Below are 19,783 nucleotides of genomic sequence, written 5' to 3'. Positions count from 1 at the left end.
AACACGGGAGCAACCATGACCACCGCACAACACCACTTCGAAACCCTGCAGCTGCACGCCGGCCAGGAACAGCCCGACCCCGCCACCGACGCCCGCGCCGTGCCGATCTACGCCACGACCAGCTACGTGTTCCGCGACTTCGACCAGGCTGCGGCCCGGTTCGCGCTCGCCGATGCGGGCAACATCTACGGGCGGCTGACCAACACGACGCAGGAGGTGCTCGAACAGCGCGTCGCCGCGCTCGAAGGCGGCACCGCGGCGCTCGCCGTCGCCTCGGGCGCGGCCGCCGTCGAATACGCGCTGCGCAACATCACCCAATCCGGCGACCACATCGTCGCCTCCCATACCATCTATGGCGGCACCTACAACCTGCTGCGCCACACGCTGCCGCGCGACGGGATCACCACCACGTTCGTCGACATCGCCGACCACGCCGCCCTGGAGGCGGCGATCACCGATCGCACCCGGCTCGTCTACTTCGAGACTTTCGGCAACCCCAATGCCGACCTGCCCGACTTCGAGGCGATCGCCGCGATCGCCCACCGCCACGGGCTGCCGGTGATCGTCGACAACACCTTCGCCACGCCGTACCTGTTCCGGCCGCTCGAACACGGCGCCGACATCGTCGTCGAATCGGCGACCAAGTTCCTCGGCGGACACGGCACCACGCTCGGCGGCGTGATCGTGGAGGGTGGACGGTTCGACTGGGCGGCCGGCGCCGGCGGATTCCCCACGCTGACCGAACCGGACCCCTCGTACCATGGGCTGCGGTTCTTCGAGGCGCTCGGACCGACCGCGTTCGTCACCCGCGCCCGCGCCGTGCTGCTGCGCGACACCGGCGCGACGATCTCGCCGTTCGCCGCGTTCCTGCTGCTGCAGGGCATCGAGACGCTGAGCCTGCGCGTGGAGCGGCATGTCGCCAACGCCCTGCGCGTCATCGAATACCTGCGCACCGTCCCCGAGGTCGCTTCGATCTCGCACCCCTCGATCGAGGGGCGCGAGGACCACGAACGCTACCTGCGCTACTTCCCGAACGGCGCCTGCCCGATCTTCACGTTCGACATCCGCGGCGGCCTGGACGCGGCCCGCGCGTTCATCGACGGGCTGAGCCTGTTCAGCCTGCTGGCCAACGTGGCCGACGCCAAGAGCCTGGTCATCCATCCCGCCTCGACGACCCACTCGCAGGAGAGCGAGGAGGAGCTGGCGGCGCAGGGCATCGGCCCCGGCACCATCCGCCTGTCGATCGGCCTGGAGCATATCGACGACATCCTCGCCGACCTCGAGCGCGGGTTCGCCGCCGTGCGGGACCTGCGCTGAACGCCGGCCCATATCCGCACCGCCGGTCCGCACACGGGTCCGGAGCATCCTAGGCGTCGCCGTCATCCCCAGGGATGACGGCGACGCCGCGGTTCCGCCCGGCGCACGATGTGGGCCGACCCCGGACCGGGGATAGCTTGGGGGCAACAGCCGGGATGGACCCCGGCTCCGGACAACCAAGGGGTGCGACATGAACACTGCCATCGAGGCCATCGACCTGGTCAAGGATTACGGAAACGGCGAGAACGCCGTCCATGCGCTGCGCGACGTGAACGTGGCGTTCGAACAGGGGCGGTTCACCGCCATCATGGGGCCGTCCGGCTCCGGCAAGTCCACGCTGATGCACACGCTCGCCGGACTCGACTCCGCCACCGGCGGGCACATCATGTTCGATGGCGCCGACATCACCACCATGACCGACAACCAGCTGACCATGCTGCGCCGACACAAGATCGGCTTCATCTTCCAAAGCTTCAACCTGCTGCCGATGTTCACCGCCGAGCAGAACATCATCATGCCGCTGACGCTGGCCGGCGAGAAACCGGACCGCGCCTGGTTCGACCTGCTCGTGACCACGCTGGGGCTCAAGCAGCGCCTGGGCCACCGCCCGAACGAGCTGTCCGGCGGCCAGCAGCAGCGCGTCGCCATCGCCCGCGCGCTGATCGCACGCCCCCAGCTCGTCTTCGCCGACGAGCCGACCGGCAACCTGGATTCCGTCTCCAGCGCGGAGGTCCTGAGCTTCCTGCGCCGCTCGGTCAACGAATTGGGGCAGACGATCATCATGGTCACCCATGACGCGGTCGCCGCCTCCTACGCGGACCGGGCCATCGTCTTCGCGGACGGCCGCATCGTGGCCGACGAGACCGACCCGACCGCCGAACGCATGAACCAGCTGCTCATGCAGGAGCGGGAGCGGGCCACCCGCCAGTCCCTGACGCCGACCGGACCGCAATCGCCGCACGCGGGAGCCGGCGTGCCGCTGCCGCCGCGGGATGCGCGGAACACGCGCGCCGGGGCGCATGCCGCAACCGCCGGCCGCCATCGCCGCTAATCCACACGCATTGGTTACGGCATAACAGAGGTAAGGAGGAACGCTCATGTGGTCGATAACGCTCAAACTCATGCGAAAGAACGCCCGGATGCTGATCCCGGCGGGCATCGCCATCCTGATCGGCACGATGTTCATCGCCAGCACGCTGCTGTTCGGCAACACGCTCGACTACTCGCTGCGCCGGCAGATCTCGGCGTCCTACGGGGACGCGAATTACGCGGTCGTGGCCAGCGACGATGACGCGCCGATGTACGGCATCACCGTCGGCGACCTGAACCTGGACCAGGTGCGCCGGGTCGAGGGCGTGGCCGGCGTGCGCGCCGAGGTGACGCTGAACATCGAGGTGACCGCCGGCGACCGGCACTCCAGCGGCATCGTCATCGCGAACGCCACGCCGTCCACGCTGATGCCGGTCGATCTGGCGGAGGGTGAGTGGCCGTCCGGCGACGGGCAGATCGTACTCCCGCGGGATATGGCGGCGCGGCTCGACGTCGGCATCGGGGATACGGTCGGCGCGGCCTACTCGGACGGCACGCCCGTCGAGCTGACCGTCAGCGGCCTGAGCCTGAATCCGGGCGGCGCGTACGCGTACTACGGCGGCGCGGCCGTCGTGTCCGAGGGGGCGATCGGACGGCTGATGGATAGCGTGGCCGTCGATCCCGGCTACGCATCGCTGAACTGCACGATCCTATACCTGGACATCCAGCCGCCGGCGGGCACGGACGCCGAACAGGTCATCAAGCAGGTCAACGCCCTGCTGCCCGCGCACTTCGCCGCGCTGGACCGCGGCGCGAGCGAGGACCAGGTGCTCGAACGGCTGGGCGGCGGGCAGACCAGCATGATGACCACGTTCATGATGGTCTTCGGCGTGCTTGCCATGTTCGTGGCGGCGCTCGTCATCGCCAACACCTTCCAGGTGCTGGTGGCGCAACGCCGCCGTACGCTGGCGCTGCTGCGCACCATCGGCGCGAAGAAGGGGCAGCTGTACCGTTCCGTGGTGGCCGAGGCGCTGCTGCTGGGGCTGATCTCCTCGCTGGTTGCGGTGGGCCTGTCCATCGGACTGATGCAGCTGCTGCATGTGGCGGGCGTGGAGTTCTCCGGCATCAGCTTCGTGACCGTGCTCACCCCGCAGGTGTTCCTGGTACCAATCGCCTTCGGCGTGGTGGTGACGATCCTGGCCTCGCTCGGATCGGCCCGCACCGCCACCACCGTCACCCCGCTGGAGGCGCTGCAGCCGCTGGAGGTCAGCGCGGCCAGGAAATCGGGTGCCGCCCGACTGGTGGTCAGCCTGCTGATGATGCTGTTCGGCGCCGCCGTCACCGCGTTCACCGTGGTGGATACCTGGCGGCAGGCGCACGGCGAATCCGCGCTGAGCAACGAGCAGTTCTCTCTGGTGCTGCTCATGGCCATGGGTGGCGTCATGATCTTCTTCCTCGGCCTGCTGCTGTGCGCCAACCGGTGGGTGCCGCTCCTGCTCAAGGGCGTGGGCGCGCTTGTGGCCCATATCGGCCCCGCATCCACCATCGCCACCGCCAACATCCAGAAGAACCCGCGGCGCGTGGCCGCCACCAGCACCGCGCTGCTCATCGGCGTGGCCCTGGTCTCCACGCTCGGCACCGGCGCGGCCAGCGCCCGGCAGACGCTCGCCAGCGAACTCGACGCCCGGTACAGCGTGGACATCCAGGTCTCCGGCGAAGACGTGGACCAGACCGTGCTCGACGACATCCGCAAGGTCGCCGGCATCCAGGACGCCGAACTGATCGGCTCGTCGAACGCCGTCTGGCATACGGACGACTATGACAGCAACCTGCAGGTGTACACGCTCACCGCACAGCAGGGTCGGGCCGTGATGAACGGCGACGCCATCGACGGATTGCGCGACGGCGTGCTGCTCGTCCCCGACGCGCTGGCCGGCGACAGTGACGACTACCCGGTGCGCGACGGGTCCGTGCTCGATCTGGAACTCAACGCCACCTACAACGACGACGGCGACATCGTCGACGGCATCGCGTTCAAACCGACCGTCGAGGCCGCGCCGTTCCGCGGGGTGAACACCCCGTACGGCATCTACGGGCTGATGCAGCCCGACACGCTCGACCGGCTGGGCGCCAAGCCCGACGGCTACGAGGTGTGGGCCAAAACCGACGGCACCGTCACCCCGGCGGATGTGATCGACGACATCCAGCAGGCGGTCAGCTCCATCCCCGGCATCACCGTCGGCGGATCGATCGCCGAACGCGTGTCCTGGGACGGCATGGTCAACATGCTGCTCATGGTGCTGGTGGCCCTGCTCGCCGTGGCCGTGATCATCGCGCTGATCGGCGTGGCCAACACGCTGTCCCTGTCCGTGATCGAACGCACCCGCGAATCGGCCACGCTGCGCGCCATCGGCATGACGCGCGGACAGCTGCGGCGCTCGCTGGCCATCGAGGCGCTGCTGATCTCGCTGGTCAGCGGTGTGGTCGGCATCGTGGTCGGCACCGTGTTCGGCTGGATCGGCTCGTACATCGTGTTCTCGATGAGCTTCGGCTCGGTGGTGTTCCCGATCGACTGGGCCACCTCGGGGGCGATCCTGGCGATCGCCGCGGTTGCCGCACTGCTGGCCAGCGTCTTCCCGGCCCGCCGGGCCGTGAGGACCCCGCCCGTCGAGGCCTTGTCCGAGGCCTGAGCCTCTTTAAAAGGAATGACCTCCCTCATCGCAGGGAGGTCATTTTCTATACCAGATGGTTGTCATAGGCGAAGACCACGGCCTGCACGCGGTCGCGGGCGTTGATCTTGGCCAGGATGTGGGCCACATGCGTCTTGACGGTCGGCAGGCTGATGAACAGCTTGTCGGCGATCTCCTGATTGCTCAGGCCGTGCGCGATCTCGATGAGCACCTCGCGCTCGCGGTCGGTGAGCTCGTCCAGTTCCGGATCGGTGTAGACCGGCGCGGCGGGGGCGGCCTCGGGCGTAGGGTGCGGCTTGGTGTACCCGTCCTCCATCATCTTCTCGATCAGACGCTTGGTGGCCGAGGGGGCGATGATGGCATTGCCCTGATAGACGGTGCGGATCGAGCTGAGCAGCGTCTCCGGCTCGGTGTCCTTGAGCAGGAAGCCGGAGGCGCCCGCGTTGATGGCCGCCATCACGTACTCATCCAGGTCGAAGGTCGTCAGGATGATGACGCGCGTCGGCCGCGTCCCCTCGGCGGCCTCGGATTCCAGCGCGGTGATGCGACGGGTCGCCTCGATGCCGTCCATGCCGGGCATGCGCACATCCATCAGTACCACGTCCGGGTGCAGCGATTCGGCCACCCGGACGGCGTCGGCGCCGTCACGCGCCTGCCCGACCACCTGCATATCCTGCTGGGAGCCGATCACCATCGCGAAGCCGGCACGCACCAGCTCCTGGTCGTCGGCGATGACCACGCGAATCCGTTGCATAGCATTCATGCCTTCCACTGTAGCGAACTGACTGGCAGTCGCGGTCGATGTTGTCCATAGCCCCCCGAAGCCGCACCGTGGTGTTGCCTTGGCGTCATGCTTTGGCGGTGGCGGCCCGCAGCTGGTCGTCCAGCGAGGCGGCCGGGGTCAGCCGCATCGTCTCCTGTGCTGCCGGCCGGTGCTCGTCGCTGAAGCCGGTCTCGCGCAGCACCCGCAGCAGCTGTCGCATATGCGCCAGCGCGTCGCGTCCGCGCGAACCGATCGCCTCGAACGCGGCGGCGATCGTCTCCGGAGCGGGCGTCTCGCCGCGCGCCGCGCAATCGTCCAGCATCGCCAAACCGTCCACCGCCTGGTCGATGACCGTGGTCAGCGTGGCCGTGACCTCAGCCTGGATGCTGGCGCTGATCCGGTCGCGCTCCATATTCGCCGCCAGCACGCGCTGCTTGGCCTCCTCGGCCCTGAGCGCCTCCTCGCGAGCCTGCAGGATCAGCACGTTCGCGCCGCGCGCACGGGTCCAGCGCCCATAGATGATCGCCGCGCAGCACAACAGGAACACCACGCCCCCGGTCATCATCCCGGCGGCGATGTACAACGTCAGCCGAAGCGGCGGCGTGCCGAACATCAGCTCATAAATGGTGTTGAATCCCATGATATTGGCCGATACCTTGACGCCGAACAGGATGGAATCGATCAGCGAGGCCGCGGTCAGCCATATCCACGCGCGTGGCCGGCCATACGCCGATGCCGCATACAGCGCATACAGCACCAACATGTTGCACCAGGGCGCGCTGGGCAGGAACACCATCTCGAAGGCGCAGAACACCGCCAGAAAGGCCGCGGTGCCCTCCGGGAACCGCCGATGGAAGGCCAACGGGCCGATCACCATCACGCTGATGAACATATACAGTGCATGGTTGGACAGCGGGCTGCTGACGAAATCCGCGTGGACGAACAGATCGGAGGAGGCCATCAGAATCAGCAGCACTGTACCGATGACATCCATCATCAGATAATGGCGCTCGCTCCATTGCGAGAGTCGCTCGATCCAATTGAACCGCTCGCCGCCCGCCGACTCCGCCTGGTCGATCGGCTTGGAACGCAACTTGCCGGCGATCTCCTGCAGCGAGGGAGGCACGATGCGCTCCGGCAGCGGGAACGACGGCATCGCGAACCGGGGCAGACGCGGCATGTGGAAGGTCAGCGGGGACGATGGGCGGTCGGCCGAATCGGTCGTGCCGGTCAACCCGGCCGAATCGGTCGTGCCGGTCAACCCGGCCGAATCGGCCGACCCGGCCGAAACGTGCGACCCGGCCGAAACGTGCGAGAAGGTCGCGTCGGTCGCGTCGGTGTCGCCGATCGCGTGCATGTTCGCCTCGCCTACCGGGATCGGAGCGGCGGTGCGGTCCTGCCCGTCGGGAGACGTTGCCGGACCGGTGCCGGGAGCCACTGCCGACGGCGACGCCGCGGTCTGAATGGGGGCCGTGGCGATGCCGGCGGATCGCGCCGTCGCATCGCCGGCGGCCTTGGGAACGGCATCCTGCGTAGCGGCGTACGGCACGGTGACGGACACCACGAACCCTCCGCCGATGCCCGGTCCCGCACTGACGGTGCCGCCCACGGCCTGCACACGCTCCCGCATGCCGATTAGCCCGTAGCCGGGCGCATGCCCATCCAATCCGGAGGAGGCGCCACGGCCGTTGTCCGCGATCGTCAGGGACAGCCCGTCGTCGTCCCAATGCTCGTCGATGCGGACCGTGGGGCGCGGCCCCGCGTACTTGCGCACGTTGGTCAACGCCTCCTGCACCACGCGGTACACGGCCACACTCGCCTGTGCTCCCAAGCGTTGCGGCGCGGCCGTGCCTTCGGTACGGCGGACGATCGCGGTGCCAGGGGAGGTCTCGCGCGCCTGGTCCACCAATGCGGTGATGTCGTCGTAATCGGCATGCGAGGAGCCGCCGAACACGCCGAGCAGACGTTTCATATCGTGCAACGCGCGCTCCGATTCACGACGAATCGTCTCCATCGTGCTGCGGGCCACCGCGGGGTTCCCGACACCGGCGTAGCGGCCGCCATCGGATTGGACGATGATGATCGAGAGCGTATGCGCCACCACGTCATGCATATCGCGGGCGATACGCGCGCGCTCGGCCAACGCGGCGATACGGCGCTCCTCATCCTGTCGCGCGGCAATTGCCTCGTTGCGTTCGCGCAGCATGCGGATCGTCGCCTGCCGGGCGCGCTGCCAGTAGGCGAGCACGATGGTGGCGACCAGGCACGCCGCCACCAGCAGCCCCATCTGGAAGCCTTCGGACAGCAGTATGGAGGAGCAGTCGCCGTTAAGACCTTCTTGATAGACGGTGTTGCACGCACCGTAATACATCTGGCGGTAGCCGACCCACACCTGGCCGAACGCCGGCCCCACATCCACCGACCAGGTGATCGCCATCGTGGCGAACAGGCCGAACGCGGCGGCCAACACGATGAACGCCTTGGTATTGCGCGGATCGCCATAGACGATCACCGAATACACCATGACCAGCGCAAGGAAATCGCTGTACAGCATGGCCGGGCCGAAGATCAGATGCAGCGCCACCAGACCCGCGTAGCACAACGCCGCCGCCTGCGGACGCCAACGGCGGAACATGACCGGAACCAGCGAAACCAGGGACCATATGATCTGAGACGTTGCATCATGCGCGAACAGGATGCCCGGCGTGTCCCCGGTGGAGGCGGCGACGCCGACCGCAAAGAACGCGATCGCCAGCGTGCCGATGATGTCAATCGGCAGCACGTTGCGCCCGCGCCACTGGGAGAACCGTTCCAACCTGTTCATGCCTTCAAGGCTACCGTGGGATGATGCCCGCCAGCCATCATGCTCGGGGATGAGGGACCGCGGGAATCGAGGGACGCCGGGATGAGGACGGACGGGCATGCCGCGACGTGTCCGCATACGCTCACGGCGACCGTGCGGCTCGCGCGTCTCGGATATCATGGAACCGCCCAAGGAACCGCCCGAACCGTGAAGAAAGGGAGAATCGGAACCGATGACGTTGCTGACGCAGTACTACGTGCCCGGACTGCATATCGAGGACCGGTCGATCCGCGTGCCGCTCGACTGGGCCGGCCATACGCCCGGCGAAGGGTTCGACGGCGAGTCGATCAGCCTGTTCTACCGCGTGGTCACCGCGCCCGAACACGTACACGACGACCTGCCGCTGCTCGTGTTCCTGCAGGGCGGCCCCGGCGGCCCCGGCCCGCGCCTGCTCAACCCCACCAGCGATGGGTGGATCGCGGAGGCGATCAAGCACTTCCGGGTGGTGTTGCCCGACCAGCGTGGCACCGGGCGCTCCAATCGCATCGAAACGCATACGATGGCGCGGCTGGCCCCGGGCGGCCCCGAGGCGCAGGCCGCGTATCTCAAGCGGTTCCTGGCCGATTCGATCATCCGCGATTTCGAACACCTGCGCCGCACCGAATTCGCCGGCGCGCGGTGGGTCACGCTGGGCCAGAGCTACGGCGGATTCCTGACCTTGACCTATCTATCGCTGTTCCCGGAGGGCGTGATCGCCAGCTTCACCACCGGCGGCATCCCGCATGTGCCCGCCGACGCCACGGAGGTCTACGAGCACACCTTCCCGCGCATGGCCGTGAAGACGCGCCAGTACTATGACCGCTACCCGCAGGACGTGGAGCGCGTGGCCGCCGTGGCCGACCGGCTGGCGGCGCAGGATGTGCGCCTGCCGAACGGCGACCGGCTTACCGTGGAACGATTCCAGACCCTGGGCTCCGACTTCGGCATGAAGCCGAGCTTCGAACGGGTGCACTGGATCATGGACGACGCGTTCCTGGACGGTGACGGGTCCGTGTCCGCCGACTCGCCGTTGAGCGACGATTTCCTGGGCAAGGTGATGGCCGCCACCGGATCGAGGCCGCTGTACTGGCCGTTGCAGGAGTTCATCTACGCCAACGGCGAGCTGGACGAGCCGATCCGCTGGGCCGCGCAGCGCGTGCGCGACCGGCATCCCGAATTCGCGGGGGACCGGCGGCCGATGCTGTTCACCGGCGAGGCGATGTTCCCGTGGATGTACGAACAGCAGGCCGCGCTGCGTCCGTTCCGGGCCGCGATGGACGTGCTGATGGAGGACACGCGCTTCGGACGCATCTACGACGCCGACCGGCTGGCCCGCAACGAGGTGCCGCTGCAGGCGGCCGTGTACTTCGACGACATGTACGTGGACTCGGGGCTCCAGCTGGATACGCTGAGCCGGGTCGGGCGCTCGCGGTACTGGGTCACCAACGAGTTCGAACACGATGGGCTGCACGGGTCCGTGGTGTTCCGCCACCTGTATGAGGAGGCGCTGAACCGCGGCGACTTGGAGGAACTGTTCTGAACCGGCGCGCCTTGCCTCCGCGGCGAGGCGGGACGTGAAGAGAAAGGATATAGAGGATGCCTTTGCAGGATGTGACCGTCGGATTCATCGGATACGGCAATATGGGGCAGGGCGTGGCCCGAGGCCTCGTGAACGGCGGCGTGGTCGGGGCCGGCAACATCGTGGCCTACGACATCGACCGCGACCGTCTCATGCGCGACACCACGCAGCTCGGCGCGCGCGCCGCCGCCAGCGCGGAGGAGACCGTCGCCGAGTCGGATGTCGTCGTGATCGCCGTCAAACCGAACCTGGTCGGCGAGGTCATGACCCCGCTGGCGGACGCCCTGGACGGCAAGATCGTCCTGTCCATCGCCTGGGGCATGTGGAACGACCAGCTGGAGGCCATCATCCCCGGCACCAGCCACCTGTCGGTCGTGCCGAACCTGCCGATCGGCGTGGGCAGCGGCGTGCTCGTCGTCGAACAATCGCACACGCTGGAATACGAGCAGATGGCGCTGGTCCGCTCCCTGTTCGAGCCGATCGCGTTGCTGGAAACCGTCGACACCGCACACATGTCGGTTGCGGGCATCGTCAGCAGCTGCGCACCCGCGTTCACCGCCGTCTACGTCGAGGCCCTGGCCGACGCCGGCGTGAAATACGGGCTCAGGCGCGACACGGCCTACCGGCTCGCCGCCAAGATGGTGGAGGGCACCGGCGCGCAGATCATCGAGGAGGGCATGACCCCGTCCGCGCTGAAGGACGGCGTGTGCTCGCCGGGCGGCGCCACCATCAAGGGCGTGGTCGCGCTCGAACACGCGGGGTTCCGCGGGGCCGCCATCGGCGCCATCGAGGCCGTGCAGGGCTGAAGGTAGGCTGGAGGGCATGTCTCTTACCATTGGAATCGTCGGCTTGCCGAACGTGGGCAAGTCCACACTGTTCAACGCATTGACCCGCAACAACGTGCTGGCGGAGAACTATCCGTTCGCCACCATCGAGCCGAACACCGGCATCGTGCCGCTGCCGGACGACCGTCTGCCGGTGCTCGCCAAGCTCGTGCACACCGAGAAGATCGTGCCGGCCACCGTCACGTTCGTGGACATCGCCGGCATCGTCAAGGGCGCGTCCGAGGGCGAGGGCCTGGGCAACCAGTTCCTGGCCAACATCCGCGAGGCCGACGCGATCTGCGAGGTCGTGCGCGCGTTCGAGGACGACGACATCGTGCACGTCAACGGCCGCGTGGACCCGGCGGACGACATCGACACGATCAACACCGAGCTCATCCTGGCCGACATGCAGACCATCGAGAACGCGCTGCCGAAGCTGGAGAAGGACCTGCGCGGCAAGAAGGTCAGCCCGGAGTACGTGGCGGCCGTCAAGCAGGCCAAGGAGATCCTGGAGGCCGGCGAGACCATCGACCATGCGGCCGCGGACGGCAGGATCGACAAGGCCGACATCGCCGAGCTGCACCTGATGACCGCCAAGCCGTTCATCTACGTGTTCAACGTGGACGACAACGAGCTGGGCAACGAGGAGTTCAAGGCCAAACTGGCCGCCTCCGTGGCGCCGGCCAAGTCGATCTTCCTCAACGCGCAGTTCGAGGCCGAACTGACCGAGCTGGACGAGGCGGACGCCCGCGAGATGCTTGAAGACGCCGGGCTCAAGGAATCCGGCCTGGACCAGCTGGCCCGTGTCGGCTTCGACATCCTGGGCCTGCAGACCTTCCTGACCGCCGGCGAGAAGGAGGTGCGCGCCTGGCAGATCCACAAGGGCTGGACCGCCCCGCAGGCCGCAGGCGTGATCCACACCGACTTCGAGAAGGGCTTCATCAAGGCCGAGGTCATCTCCTACGACGACTTCGTGGCGGCGGACGGCTCCTACACCAAGGTCAAGGAGGAGGGCAAGATGCGCCTGGAGGGCAAGGACTACGTCATGCGCGACGGCGACATCGTGGAGTTCAAGTTCAACGTCAGTAAGTGAGTGCGGAAGAGGTTCGCACTACCTCGGGCTTCGAATCCGGAAGTGGCTTTTTCCTTGGCCTTGGATTTGAAAACTCGAGGTAGTGCGAACCTCTATTACGATACGGCGCACACGACGTTGTACCGGAGTGAAGACATTTCGCAGGTACGTGTGGACAAATGGGTTATCTAGTTCTACCATAAATGTTGAATGACGACATTGGGTTCGGACAAGGAAGATGAAGTTGCATGGGGTTGAACTATCCTTCGATGAAGTCTTCCGACTTGCTGCGAATCCTCCAAAAGCTTGGCTACGAGGAGGATCGACGGGCAGGCTCCCATAGACGTTTGAAGGCCGACGGCAGGCAACCGCTTACCTTTGCTTTTCATGACGGCCAGACCATTCCTCCAGGGTTGGTAAGGAAGATACTCATGAAAGATGTGGGATTGACCGAACAAGAGATTCAGGAGATGCTCGGATGAATCGAAATGTTGACAGCGTAAAGATTGTCTACCATCACGAAGACGGTATCTGGTGGGCTGAATCCGACAACATGCCTGGTTTTTATGCGGCTGGAAACACTTTCGGTGAAGTGCGTAAAAATGTCAGGAGCGGCGTGGACTTTTATTTTGACGATGGACTTCCTCGTGTGCTTGAAGAGTACACAGAAGACGGTGCTGTGTTGATGGATGGCAACCACAAGATTTATATTTTTCCGTCCAATGTCAAAAACGGATTATCTAATCAGAGCCAAGGCTCATATCAGTCCATCTCTTCATCAAAATATTCGGAAGCAAGGTTGGTGGCTTGATCATGAGTAGTATGTCAGAGCGGTCGGCAGTTAAGATTTCTATCGCGGATTTCGCCAATATTACCCCGGAAAGTAATAAAGGGAATGCTGTGGGAATGGGCGGATATATCCTACCGATCGCCCAAACAGGATTGACTGTAAGATTTTCGGTATTCACCGAAGTGTGTGTTCCTGGCGATTTGTGCCCATGTGAATTGACCTTGGAACTTTCTCTCCGTGATCAATACGGTCATGTGGTGGAACTTCTTGGACCTGTACCGCAGAAGATTCGTGTAGCAAGCGTACTTACTGTTGAGACCGTTCAGGGTTTGACCTTGGACCAAAAGAACTTTATCGGTGGGCATGCGCTTAACGTTCTTGACTTCGCGAGTGGACTGCCGTTGTCGCCGGGCAATTATGTATGGAAAGCGACTATAGATTCTGATGAAGAACATGCTGCAGAGTTGAGATTCTGCATTCCGATTCCTCAAACGCAGCCGGTTCTCGGATGAACAACAACAAGGTTCATGATTCTGCTTGAATCGTGAACCTTAACTCTTTTTCTTAAGTCTTTCAGTGCTATGCTTTCTGCCCATCGGCCATGGCCTTATCGTCGCCACCCAACAGTTTCCCATATCTGCACACGAGCCCTTGTTCCAAACGATCGAATTCGGGAAGGTAGTCGTGGATGATGGTATCGACCAACAGCCGGGCTTTCTCGCCGTCATAGACATGGGCGGAATCGTTGCGGTCGCGCAGCATACGGAGCCATAATGCTTCGTCCGTGAAATCGTAATATTGATACGCGGTCTTGAGCGTGTCTCGGGGCGATCCCGAAGCCGCCACTGGATCGCCCTCATAGAGCAGCAGTGCCTTCAGCAACTTCCAGCCGAGTTCGAACTGAAGTTCGAACTTGTCGATGATGCCGCTCTGGATGAATTCGTTCGACAAATCCTGCGCGGGATCTTGCCGCAGGGAGCGCAGGGCCGAGGAATAATTCTCAAACTTTCTCATACGACACCACTCCGTGCCCCGTCTGTGTCCCGAAACCTACAGAATATGCAACGGCGTCTGGCGCTGCCGGAGTCGAGCGGTTACAGTGGAACCATGAGGAGCAACGGCGCATGCCGCATATCGGGTGAGGTTGTGGAGAGACGATGAGGGTCTTCGACTTCGATGGGACGATCTACAAGGGCGAGAGCCTGTTCGACCTGTATCTGTTCAGCGTCCGTTACGAGCCGCGCGTGTTGAAATACATCGCACCGGTGGCCCAATGCGGCATCCGGTACAAGACCGGCCACGCCGAACTACAGACGATGGAACGCAAGCTGGGGCGCGTCATCCACCGGTATCTGCAGGATATCGACGCATCGAAGCGCGTGGCCAGGCTGTGCGGATCCAACCCGTCGCCAACGGTTCCGTCGAAGCGCGGCGGCGATCCCGTCGCGGCCTCCCACGCGGGACTGAACGCGCTGTCGGAGGCTTTCTGGAACCGCAAGTTCCATAAGATCAAAGCCTGGTACCAACCCCAGCCGGACGACGTCATCGTCACTGCGTCGTTCGACCTGACGGTGGGGGAGGCCTGCCGTCGTCTGGGCATCCGACACCTCATCGCCTCCACCATCGACCCGGAGACGCTGGAGATCTCCCACCTGAACTTCCGCACGAACAAGGCCAAGCGCTTCCGTGAAATCTACGGCCCCGACGCCGTCATCGACGAGTTCTACACCGACAGCTACCACGACCAGTCCATGATCGACCTGGCCCGCACCGCCTATTTGGTCAAAGGCAACAGACTCATCCGCATCAAGTGACGACGCTGCCCCTTGAGATCGGAGCCGCGGGATTCCATCTGACGAACACCGCATGACGGCGGTCTATCGCGCTCCGTAGCATTGGTCTGCGGCGACCGGCGCGAACGTGCCGCGCTGCAGAGTCGACGGCCGGGAACCGGGTGATGGAGGAGTGCCGTCCTACCGCGAGCGATGAAGGAGAGACGTTGGAACCGCAGGCGTATATGGTCACGCAGGGGGAGGGCTTCCCGATCGTCTTCGCGCACGGCATGGGCGTCGACCATCGGTCGCTGATGATGCTGGACCGGTATTTCCCGGAGCGGACGCAGCGCATCTACCTCGATCTGCCCGGGTACGGCCGCACCCCGGCGCTGGACGGCCCCGGCGGTTTGCCCGAATACGTGGACTGGTTCTGCGGCGCGATCGACGACATCCTCGGGCCTCGTGCGCCGTTCGCCGTGGTCGGCAACTCGATGGGCGGGGTGCTGGCTCGGGCCGTGATCGCACGCAAGCCGCGTCGTGTGGCGGGCGTCGCCCTGATCGCGCCGGTCATCGATCCGGTGATTGCGCATCGTCGCGTCGCCGAGCATGTGGTGAGCGAGCCGAACCCGGACCTGATGCACAAACTGCCGCTCGACCAGGTGCTGGACTTCATCCGCATGGGCGTCAACCAGTCGTTCGAGGCATGGCGGCGGTATCAGATGTATGTGCTGCCGGGCATCCGCGCCTTCGACCGCGCCGCGTACGCCAGGCTGGAGGCGCGCTATTGGCTGGCTGAGGACCCGGAACGTGCGTTCGGTATGTCCGAGGGGCCGACCGCCATCATCTGCGGACGGCAGGATCAGATCGTCGGCTATGAGGATCAGGAGGAGATCCTGCCCCACTATCCGAACGCGCGGTATGCGGTGATCGAGAACGCGGGACACAATGTCTACGTGGACCGGCCCGAGCAGGTCGGCGCATTGCTGCGCGATTGGGCCGGACAGCTGCCGATTCGTTAGGAGAGGGATGGAACAGTTCACGGTGGTGTTGGACCAGCTGATCGGGTTCGCGATCATGCTGGTCATCGGGTACATCTGCGTCAGGTGCAGGATCTACGGCGAGAAGGCGCTGGATGGCATCTGCCAGCTGATCCTCAAGGTGGGCATACCGCTGATGGTGTTCTCCAACGCCACGGCGGGCGCCACGCGCGCCGACCTGTTCGAATCCGGCATCATCCTGGTGTTCCAGGCCGTCATGTACGTGCTGCTCATCTCGTCCACCTGGCTAATCGCCAAGGTCATGCGCCTGCCGGTGGACCGCGGTCACATGTTTCAGGCGGCGTTCATCTTCGGCAACGTCGGGTTCATCGGACTGCCGTTGCTCATCGCCCTGTTCCCGGAGCGTGGCGCGTTGTTCTACTCCCTGATGGCGCTGCTCGACCAGTTCCTGATGTGGACGTACGGCGTCTGGCTCACCCGCTCCGAACAGACCCGCCGCGAACGGCCCGCCGCATCGTTGGCGCAGCAGCTGCGCGGGTTGCTGAGCCCCGGACTGGTGTCCGTGATCGTGTCGTTGCTGGTCATCCTGATCGGCATTCCGATCCCCGAGGATATCAACACGCCGCTGCACACGGTCGGCTCGATCTCCACGCCGTTGTCGCTGATGTACATCGGCGGCCTGTTCGCGTTGCGTGATTGGAAGACCACGCTCAGGCAGCCCGAGGTGTATGTGGGCATCGTGGTCAAGATGCTGATCATCCCGATCGCCCTGTTCGCGCTGCTCACCTTCGTGCCGCCGATGTTGGGTCTGGGCGTGGCGAACGCGGATATGGTGCACGCCGTCACCGTGGTGTGCGCGATGCCGACGATGGCGGCGTTGGTCATGTTCGCCGAGCGGGAGCGTAACATGCCCGAATACGCGGTCGGTCTGGTGCTGGTGACCACGGTGGCCAGCCTGCTGACGCTGACCGGCGTGTCCTATGTGGTGTTCTGATGCGGGATACTGGTGGTATGTTCGCGCTGTTGGAGACGCTGATCGCCGTCTATGAGACCGGGCAGTTCACCATTGCGGCCGACGAGCTCAAGGTCTCGCAGTCCACGGTGTCCTCGCGCATCGCCTCGCTGGAGGCGATGGTGGGCGCCCCGTTGTTCGTGCGGCACGCCAAGAGCGACGTGACCCCCACCGAAGCCGGCACACTGCTGTACCGCGCGGCCACACAGATCGGCGGCGTGTGGCGTGACGCCCGCGAGGAGATCGCCCGTACACGGGCGAACCGCGAGCCGTTCTCGATGTTGGTCTCCCATACCGCCGCCGCGGTGCTGATCCCCGCGGCGCTGCGCGCGACGCTCGGTGAATTGGACCGATTCGAGATCGCCGTGGCGGCTTCGAACTCGGATGGCATCCTGGAACGGGTGGGGCTGAAGGAGGCCCATCTGGGCGTGGTCGAGAAGCCGATCATCAGCGAATCGGTCGAACGCGTCACCCTGTGCGAGGACGAGCTGGTGCTGGCCGGAGACCCCTCGGGCGTATGGCTGGTGCGCGAGCATGGATCCGGTGTGCGCTACTACACCGAGCTGTATTTCAAGACGGAGGGTATCGTGCCGACGCACGCCATCGAGGTGGCGAGCAACGCCTCCATCGTCGCCGCGCTGGCGGCGGGCGTGGGCTGTTCGATCGTATCGCGCGCCGCGTGCCCCGGTGGGGTGCCGGTGCATGATTTGGGACCGGAGTTCGTGCGTCGGTTCTACGCGCTGATCCCGCGGTCCGGCCTGACCCGCGACCAGCGTGCGCTGGCCGATGGCATCATCACGGCGTTGCGCGACGTCAGGCTGCGCTGAGAAGTCGGTTCGGCGTTAATGGCCCGGCGGGACGCATTCGCATCGAAATACGTGATGATATTCATCGATATGTTCTATTTGACCGATGTTGGGCCTCGTTGTTCAATGGAGGTATGAGAGAGTTCTGCACCAAGTGGTGGAAGCGCATCGCGACCACCGATATGTTGTTCATCGCCGTCCTGACGCTGATCGCCTCCTTCATCGGCACGTTCCTCAAGCAGTTCGACGGCTTCTCGCTGCTCGGTCCGCTGATCATCGCCCTGCTCATCGGCATGGTCATCCAATTCCCGATCCGTTCCCTCTACGTCGGCTCCAACGACTCCCGCAAGGCGGGCGTCAAGGACGCCGCCGGTCTGATCTCCAACAAGCTGCTGCGCCTGGGCATCATCCTGCTTGGCTTCAAGCTCAACCTGCAGGTGCTGTTCACGCAGGGCATCAAGTGCCTGCCGATCGCGGCGGTCATCGTCACGCTGGTCATCGTCGTGACCTATCTGATCGCCCGTGCACTCAAGGTCAGCCCGATGCTCGCCATCCTGACCGCGGGCGGCACCGGCATCTGCGGCGCTGCCGCCGTCATGGGACTGTCGGGCTCCATCACCGTTCCGGAGGAGGACGAGGAGGAGAAGGCCGACAACGAGGTGATGGCCGTGGCCACCGTGGCCATCATGGGCACGATCTTCGCGCTGATCGAGATCGCGCTGTTCCCGGCGCTCGGCCTGACCCCCGCCCAGCAGGGCGTGGCCGCCGGCGCCAGCCTGCACGAGATCGCCCACGCGGTCGCCGTCGGCGGCGCCTTCGGCGAGGAGGCCCTGAACATGGCCACCATCATGAAGCTGAGCCGTGTGCTCATGCTCGTCTTCGCGGCCATCATCATCGCCATCTGGTGGGACCGCACGCATTCCACGGTCAAGCACGAAGGCAAGCGCAAGGTCGCCTTCCCGTGGTTCATGCTCGGCTTCATCGCCGCGTCGGTGCTGGGCACCTATGTGCCGTTCTTGACCGCCATCTCCGCCCAGCTGGTGGACGTGGCCTACATCGTGCTCGGCATGGCCATGGCCGCGCTCGGCATCAATGTGAACTTCAAGGCCATCGCTTCCAAGGGCGCCAAGGCCGTGCTCGCCAGCTTCATCGCCTCGGTGCTGCTGGTGGCGTTCGCGGTGCTGGTCGCCAAGCTGTTCTTCTGATTCGGGTGCCGTCCGCCGAATCCGGCGGCGCGGATCCGTTCCCGCAGGGGCCTTCCGATTCGTCGGAAGGCCCCTGTCCGTTATATGAGGGGCGGAATCGAGGGCTGTCGCCGATGCGTTCGCTCACGGTAAAACGATGGAAGCCCCGCCCTCCAAGGCGGTTGAACGGAGTGAATGGTCAAGGATACGAGCCCGGAAGGGCTCGGGGGCCGGCCGCAGCGGCCATCGTCTGCGGCGGACGGTCCTCTCCCACGTTGAAGGAGTATGTGATTATGGCTATGTTCCCTTCCCTGATGCATGATTCCCTGTTCGGCGATTTGTTCGACGATCCGTTCTTCACCGGACTGCGCCGCGTCTCCGACACCCCGGGCACCGTGGTGTCCGGCAGCATGATGAACACTGATGTGCGCGAGACCGACAAGGGCTACGCCGTCGACATCGATATGCCCGGTTTCAAGAAGGAGGATATCGCGGTGGAGCTGAAGAACGGCTATCTGACCGTCAGCGCCCATCGTGATACGCACCACGACGAGAAGAACGACAACGGCCGCTGGCTGCGCCGCGAGCGTTACGTCGGCTCCTGCTCGCGCAGCTTCTACGTGGGCGAGAACGTCAAGGATACCGACATCCACGCCAGCTACAAGGACGGCACGCTGTGCCTGGAGCTGCCGAAGCCGGAGGCCCGGCAGCAGGTCGAGCAGAAGCACACCATCGCCATCGAGGGCTGATTGGCGGCTCGGCTGAACGCCGACGCATCGTAATGAACCGGTGAGGCCGGTGGGCATCCGAATCGCAGACGGATGCCCACTGGCCTCATCCTGTTCCGTTCCCGCGTGCGTGCCGTGGACGGACGTGCGAGAAATCAAGAGCGGGGCCCTGCTCCGATGCATTCCGGAACAGGGCCCCGCTTGTGGGTAAGTCTGGTTGACTCGGCCTTTTACTTGTTGAGCATGCGCTTGATGCCGTTCCACACGGTCTGGGAGAGCGCGTAGTGGCCGAGCGAAGGGTCGGTGGCGGCGAGCGGGGAACGCAGGGCCTGATCCATCATCTGCTGGTTCATCATGGTTGTTTCCTTTCGTTG

The 19,783-nt window shown here is 64.9% G+C and carries 19 protein-coding genes; 15 read left to right on the top strand and 4 right to left on the bottom strand.

Annotated features, from left to right (window positions below; all coding sequences use genetic code 11):
* The first annotated feature begins 15 nt into the window (after nucleotides 1-15).
* The 3 genes from BIGA_RS02805 to BIGA_RS02795 all read left to right on the top strand — a co-directional run bounded on the left by BIGA_RS02805 (nucleotide 16) and on the right by BIGA_RS02795 (nucleotide 5,036).
* Complete coding sequence (locus tag BIGA_RS02805; RefSeq protein ID WP_033506099.1) at nucleotides 16-1,317, top strand: O-acetylhomoserine aminocarboxypropyltransferase/cysteine synthase family protein; 1,302 nt, start codon at nucleotides 16-18, stop codon at nucleotides 1,315-1,317.
* 190 nt (nucleotides 1,318-1,507) lie between these two features.
* On the top strand, nucleotides 1,508-2,368 hold the full coding sequence (locus tag BIGA_RS02800) for an ABC transporter ATP-binding protein (protein ID WP_081929375.1): 861 nt from the start codon (nucleotides 1,508-1,510) through the stop codon (nucleotides 2,366-2,368).
* A 46-nt stretch (nucleotides 2,369-2,414) separates the two neighbouring features.
* Nucleotides 2,415-5,036: an ABC transporter permease gene (locus BIGA_RS02795; protein ID WP_033506101.1), complete on the top strand. Its 2,622-nt coding sequence runs from the start codon at nucleotides 2,415-2,417 to the stop codon at nucleotides 5,034-5,036.
* 46 nt (nucleotides 5,037-5,082) lie between these two features.
* On the opposite strand, the gene BIGA_RS02790 is transcribed toward BIGA_RS02795, so the two are convergent.
* The gene (locus BIGA_RS02790; RefSeq protein ID WP_033506102.1) at nucleotides 5,083-5,799 is read right to left on the bottom strand and encodes a response regulator; all 717 of its coding nucleotides are present in this window, start codon (nucleotides 5,797-5,799) and stop codon (nucleotides 5,083-5,085) included.
* Nucleotides 5,800-5,884: 85 nt separating this feature from the next.
* Nucleotides 5,885-8,623 carry a sensor histidine kinase gene (locus tag BIGA_RS02785; RefSeq protein ID WP_033506103.1) on the bottom strand — a complete coding sequence of 913 codons (2,739 nt, stop codon included), beginning with the start codon at nucleotides 8,621-8,623 and terminating at the stop codon, nucleotides 5,885-5,887.
* A 211-nt stretch (nucleotides 8,624-8,834) separates the two neighbouring features.
* Between BIGA_RS02785 and BIGA_RS02780 the strand changes: the two genes are divergently transcribed.
* The 6 genes from BIGA_RS02780 to BIGA_RS09460 all read left to right on the top strand — a co-directional run bounded on the left by BIGA_RS02780 (nucleotide 8,835) and on the right by BIGA_RS09460 (nucleotide 13,418).
* The gene (locus BIGA_RS02780; protein WP_033506105.1) at nucleotides 8,835-10,181 is read left to right on the top strand and encodes an alpha/beta fold hydrolase; all 1,347 of its coding nucleotides are present in this window, start codon (nucleotides 8,835-8,837) and stop codon (nucleotides 10,179-10,181) included.
* Nucleotides 10,182-10,237: 56 nt separating this feature from the next.
* Nucleotides 10,238-11,026, top strand: coding sequence for a pyrroline-5-carboxylate reductase (proC, locus tag BIGA_RS02775; protein ID WP_033506107.1), 789 nt, complete (start codon nucleotides 10,238-10,240; stop codon nucleotides 11,024-11,026).
* Nucleotides 11,027-11,042: 16 nt separating this feature from the next.
* Nucleotides 11,043-12,137 carry a redox-regulated ATPase YchF gene (ychF, locus tag BIGA_RS02770; protein WP_033506108.1) on the top strand — a complete coding sequence of 365 codons (1,095 nt, stop codon included), beginning with the start codon at nucleotides 11,043-11,045 and terminating at the stop codon, nucleotides 12,135-12,137.
* 227 nt (nucleotides 12,138-12,364) lie between these two features.
* A complete protein-coding gene (locus BIGA_RS02765) occupies nucleotides 12,365-12,598 on the top strand; it encodes a type II toxin-antitoxin system HicA family toxin (protein WP_033506109.1) in 234 nt (77 codons plus the stop codon).
* Complete coding sequence (locus tag BIGA_RS09465; RefSeq protein ID WP_152595959.1) at nucleotides 12,595-12,927, top strand: type II toxin-antitoxin system HicB family antitoxin; 333 nt, start codon at nucleotides 12,595-12,597, stop codon at nucleotides 12,925-12,927. Before BIGA_RS02765 ends, BIGA_RS09465 begins: the two co-directional genes overlap by 4 nt.
* Before the next feature lie 11 nt (nucleotides 12,928-12,938).
* Entirely contained in the window at nucleotides 12,939-13,418 is a 480-nt protein-coding gene (locus BIGA_RS09460; RefSeq protein ID WP_152595960.1) for a hypothetical protein, read from the top strand.
* A 67-nt stretch (nucleotides 13,419-13,485) separates the two neighbouring features.
* Here the strand turns inward: BIGA_RS09460 and BIGA_RS02755 are convergent, their stop codons facing one another.
* Nucleotides 13,486-13,920 (bottom strand): HI0074 family nucleotidyltransferase substrate-binding subunit, encoded by a 435-nt coding sequence (locus BIGA_RS02755; protein ID WP_033506111.1) that lies wholly within the window; start codon nucleotides 13,918-13,920, stop codon nucleotides 13,486-13,488.
* 143 nt (nucleotides 13,921-14,063) lie between these two features.
* Between BIGA_RS02755 and BIGA_RS02750 the strand changes: the two genes are divergently transcribed.
* The 6 genes from BIGA_RS02750 to BIGA_RS02725 all read left to right on the top strand — a co-directional run bounded on the left by BIGA_RS02750 (nucleotide 14,064) and on the right by BIGA_RS02725 (nucleotide 19,430).
* Nucleotides 14,064-14,720 (top strand): haloacid dehalogenase-like hydrolase, encoded by a 657-nt coding sequence (locus BIGA_RS02750; RefSeq protein WP_033506112.1) that lies wholly within the window; start codon nucleotides 14,064-14,066, stop codon nucleotides 14,718-14,720.
* A 203-nt stretch (nucleotides 14,721-14,923) separates the two neighbouring features.
* The gene (locus tag BIGA_RS02745; protein ID WP_033506298.1) at nucleotides 14,924-15,700 is read left to right on the top strand and encodes an alpha/beta fold hydrolase; all 777 of its coding nucleotides are present in this window, start codon (nucleotides 14,924-14,926) and stop codon (nucleotides 15,698-15,700) included.
* A gap of 7 nt (nucleotides 15,701-15,707) precedes the next feature.
* Nucleotides 15,708-16,673, top strand: coding sequence for an AEC family transporter (locus tag BIGA_RS02740; protein WP_033506115.1), 966 nt, complete (start codon nucleotides 15,708-15,710; stop codon nucleotides 16,671-16,673).
* A gap of 17 nt (nucleotides 16,674-16,690) precedes the next feature.
* Complete coding sequence (locus BIGA_RS02735) at nucleotides 16,691-17,518, top strand: LysR family transcriptional regulator (protein WP_033506116.1); 828 nt, start codon at nucleotides 16,691-16,693, stop codon at nucleotides 17,516-17,518.
* A 113-nt stretch (nucleotides 17,519-17,631) separates the two neighbouring features.
* Nucleotides 17,632-18,702 (top strand): YeiH family protein, encoded by a 1,071-nt coding sequence (locus BIGA_RS02730; RefSeq protein ID WP_033506117.1) that lies wholly within the window; start codon nucleotides 17,632-17,634, stop codon nucleotides 18,700-18,702.
* Between the two features lie 272 nt (nucleotides 18,703-18,974).
* On the top strand, nucleotides 18,975-19,430 hold the full coding sequence (locus tag BIGA_RS02725) for an Hsp20/alpha crystallin family protein (protein WP_033506121.1): 456 nt from the start codon (nucleotides 18,975-18,977) through the stop codon (nucleotides 19,428-19,430).
* A gap of 209 nt (nucleotides 19,431-19,639) precedes the next feature.
* Here BIGA_RS02725 and BIGA_RS10000 read toward each other — a convergent pair whose 3' ends face one another.
* On the bottom strand, nucleotides 19,640-19,765 hold the full coding sequence (locus BIGA_RS10000) for a hypothetical protein (protein ID WP_264463275.1): 126 nt from the start codon (nucleotides 19,763-19,765) through the stop codon (nucleotides 19,640-19,642).
* Nucleotides 19,766-19,783: the final 18 nt, after the last annotated feature.

It is taken from the genome of Bifidobacterium pullorum subsp. gallinarum, assembly GCF_000741215.1.
GTDB classification, from domain to species: domain Bacteria; phylum Actinomycetota; class Actinomycetes; order Actinomycetales; family Bifidobacteriaceae; genus Bifidobacterium; species Bifidobacterium pullorum_B.
This window is presented reverse-complemented; position numbering and strand designations above follow the sequence as displayed.

Excerpts from the sequence above, each read along its gene's own strand:
- BIGA_RS02730 (WP_033506117.1), top strand. The coding sequence starts at position 17,632 with ATGAGAGAGTTCTGCACCAAGTGGTGGAAGCGCATCGCGACCACCGAT.
- proC (WP_033506107.1), top strand. The coding sequence starts at position 10,238 with ATGCCTTTGCAGGATGTGACCGTCGGATTCATCGGATACGGCAATATG.
- BIGA_RS02725 (WP_033506121.1), top strand. The coding sequence starts at position 18,975 with ATGGCTATGTTCCCTTCCCTGATGCATGATTCCCTGTTCGGCGATTTG.
- BIGA_RS10000 (WP_264463275.1), bottom strand. The coding sequence starts at position 19,765 with ATGATGAACCAGCAGATGATGGATCAGGCCCTGCGTTCCCCGCTCGCC.
- BIGA_RS02785 (WP_033506103.1), bottom strand. The coding sequence starts at position 8,623 with ATGAACAGGTTGGAACGGTTCTCCCAGTGGCGCGGGCGCAACGTGCTG.
- BIGA_RS02805 (WP_033506099.1), top strand. The coding sequence starts at position 16 with ATGACCACCGCACAACACCACTTCGAAACCCTGCAGCTGCACGCCGGC.
- BIGA_RS02745 (WP_033506298.1), top strand. The coding sequence starts at position 14,924 with ATGGTCACGCAGGGGGAGGGCTTCCCGATCGTCTTCGCGCACGGCATG.
- BIGA_RS02755 (WP_033506111.1), bottom strand. The coding sequence starts at position 13,920 with ATGAGAAAGTTTGAGAATTATTCCTCGGCCCTGCGCTCCCTGCGGCAA.
- BIGA_RS02765 (WP_033506109.1), top strand. The coding sequence starts at position 12,365 with ATGGGGTTGAACTATCCTTCGATGAAGTCTTCCGACTTGCTGCGAATC.
- BIGA_RS02740 (WP_033506115.1), top strand. The coding sequence starts at position 15,708 with ATGGAACAGTTCACGGTGGTGTTGGACCAGCTGATCGGGTTCGCGATC.
- BIGA_RS02800 (WP_081929375.1), top strand. The coding sequence starts at position 1,508 with ATGAACACTGCCATCGAGGCCATCGACCTGGTCAAGGATTACGGAAAC.
- BIGA_RS09465 (WP_152595959.1), top strand. The coding sequence starts at position 12,595 with ATGAATCGAAATGTTGACAGCGTAAAGATTGTCTACCATCACGAAGAC.
- BIGA_RS02795 (WP_033506101.1), top strand. The coding sequence starts at position 2,415 with ATGTGGTCGATAACGCTCAAACTCATGCGAAAGAACGCCCGGATGCTG.
- ychF (WP_033506108.1), top strand. The coding sequence starts at position 11,043 with ATGTCTCTTACCATTGGAATCGTCGGCTTGCCGAACGTGGGCAAGTCC.
- BIGA_RS02750 (WP_033506112.1), top strand. The coding sequence starts at position 14,064 with ATGAGGGTCTTCGACTTCGATGGGACGATCTACAAGGGCGAGAGCCTG.
- BIGA_RS02790 (WP_033506102.1), bottom strand. The coding sequence starts at position 5,799 with ATGAATGCTATGCAACGGATTCGCGTGGTCATCGCCGACGACCAGGAG.
- BIGA_RS02735 (WP_033506116.1), top strand. The coding sequence starts at position 16,691 with ATGTTCGCGCTGTTGGAGACGCTGATCGCCGTCTATGAGACCGGGCAG.
- BIGA_RS02780 (WP_033506105.1), top strand. The coding sequence starts at position 8,835 with ATGACGTTGCTGACGCAGTACTACGTGCCCGGACTGCATATCGAGGAC.
- BIGA_RS09460 (WP_152595960.1), top strand. The coding sequence starts at position 12,939 with ATGTCAGAGCGGTCGGCAGTTAAGATTTCTATCGCGGATTTCGCCAAT.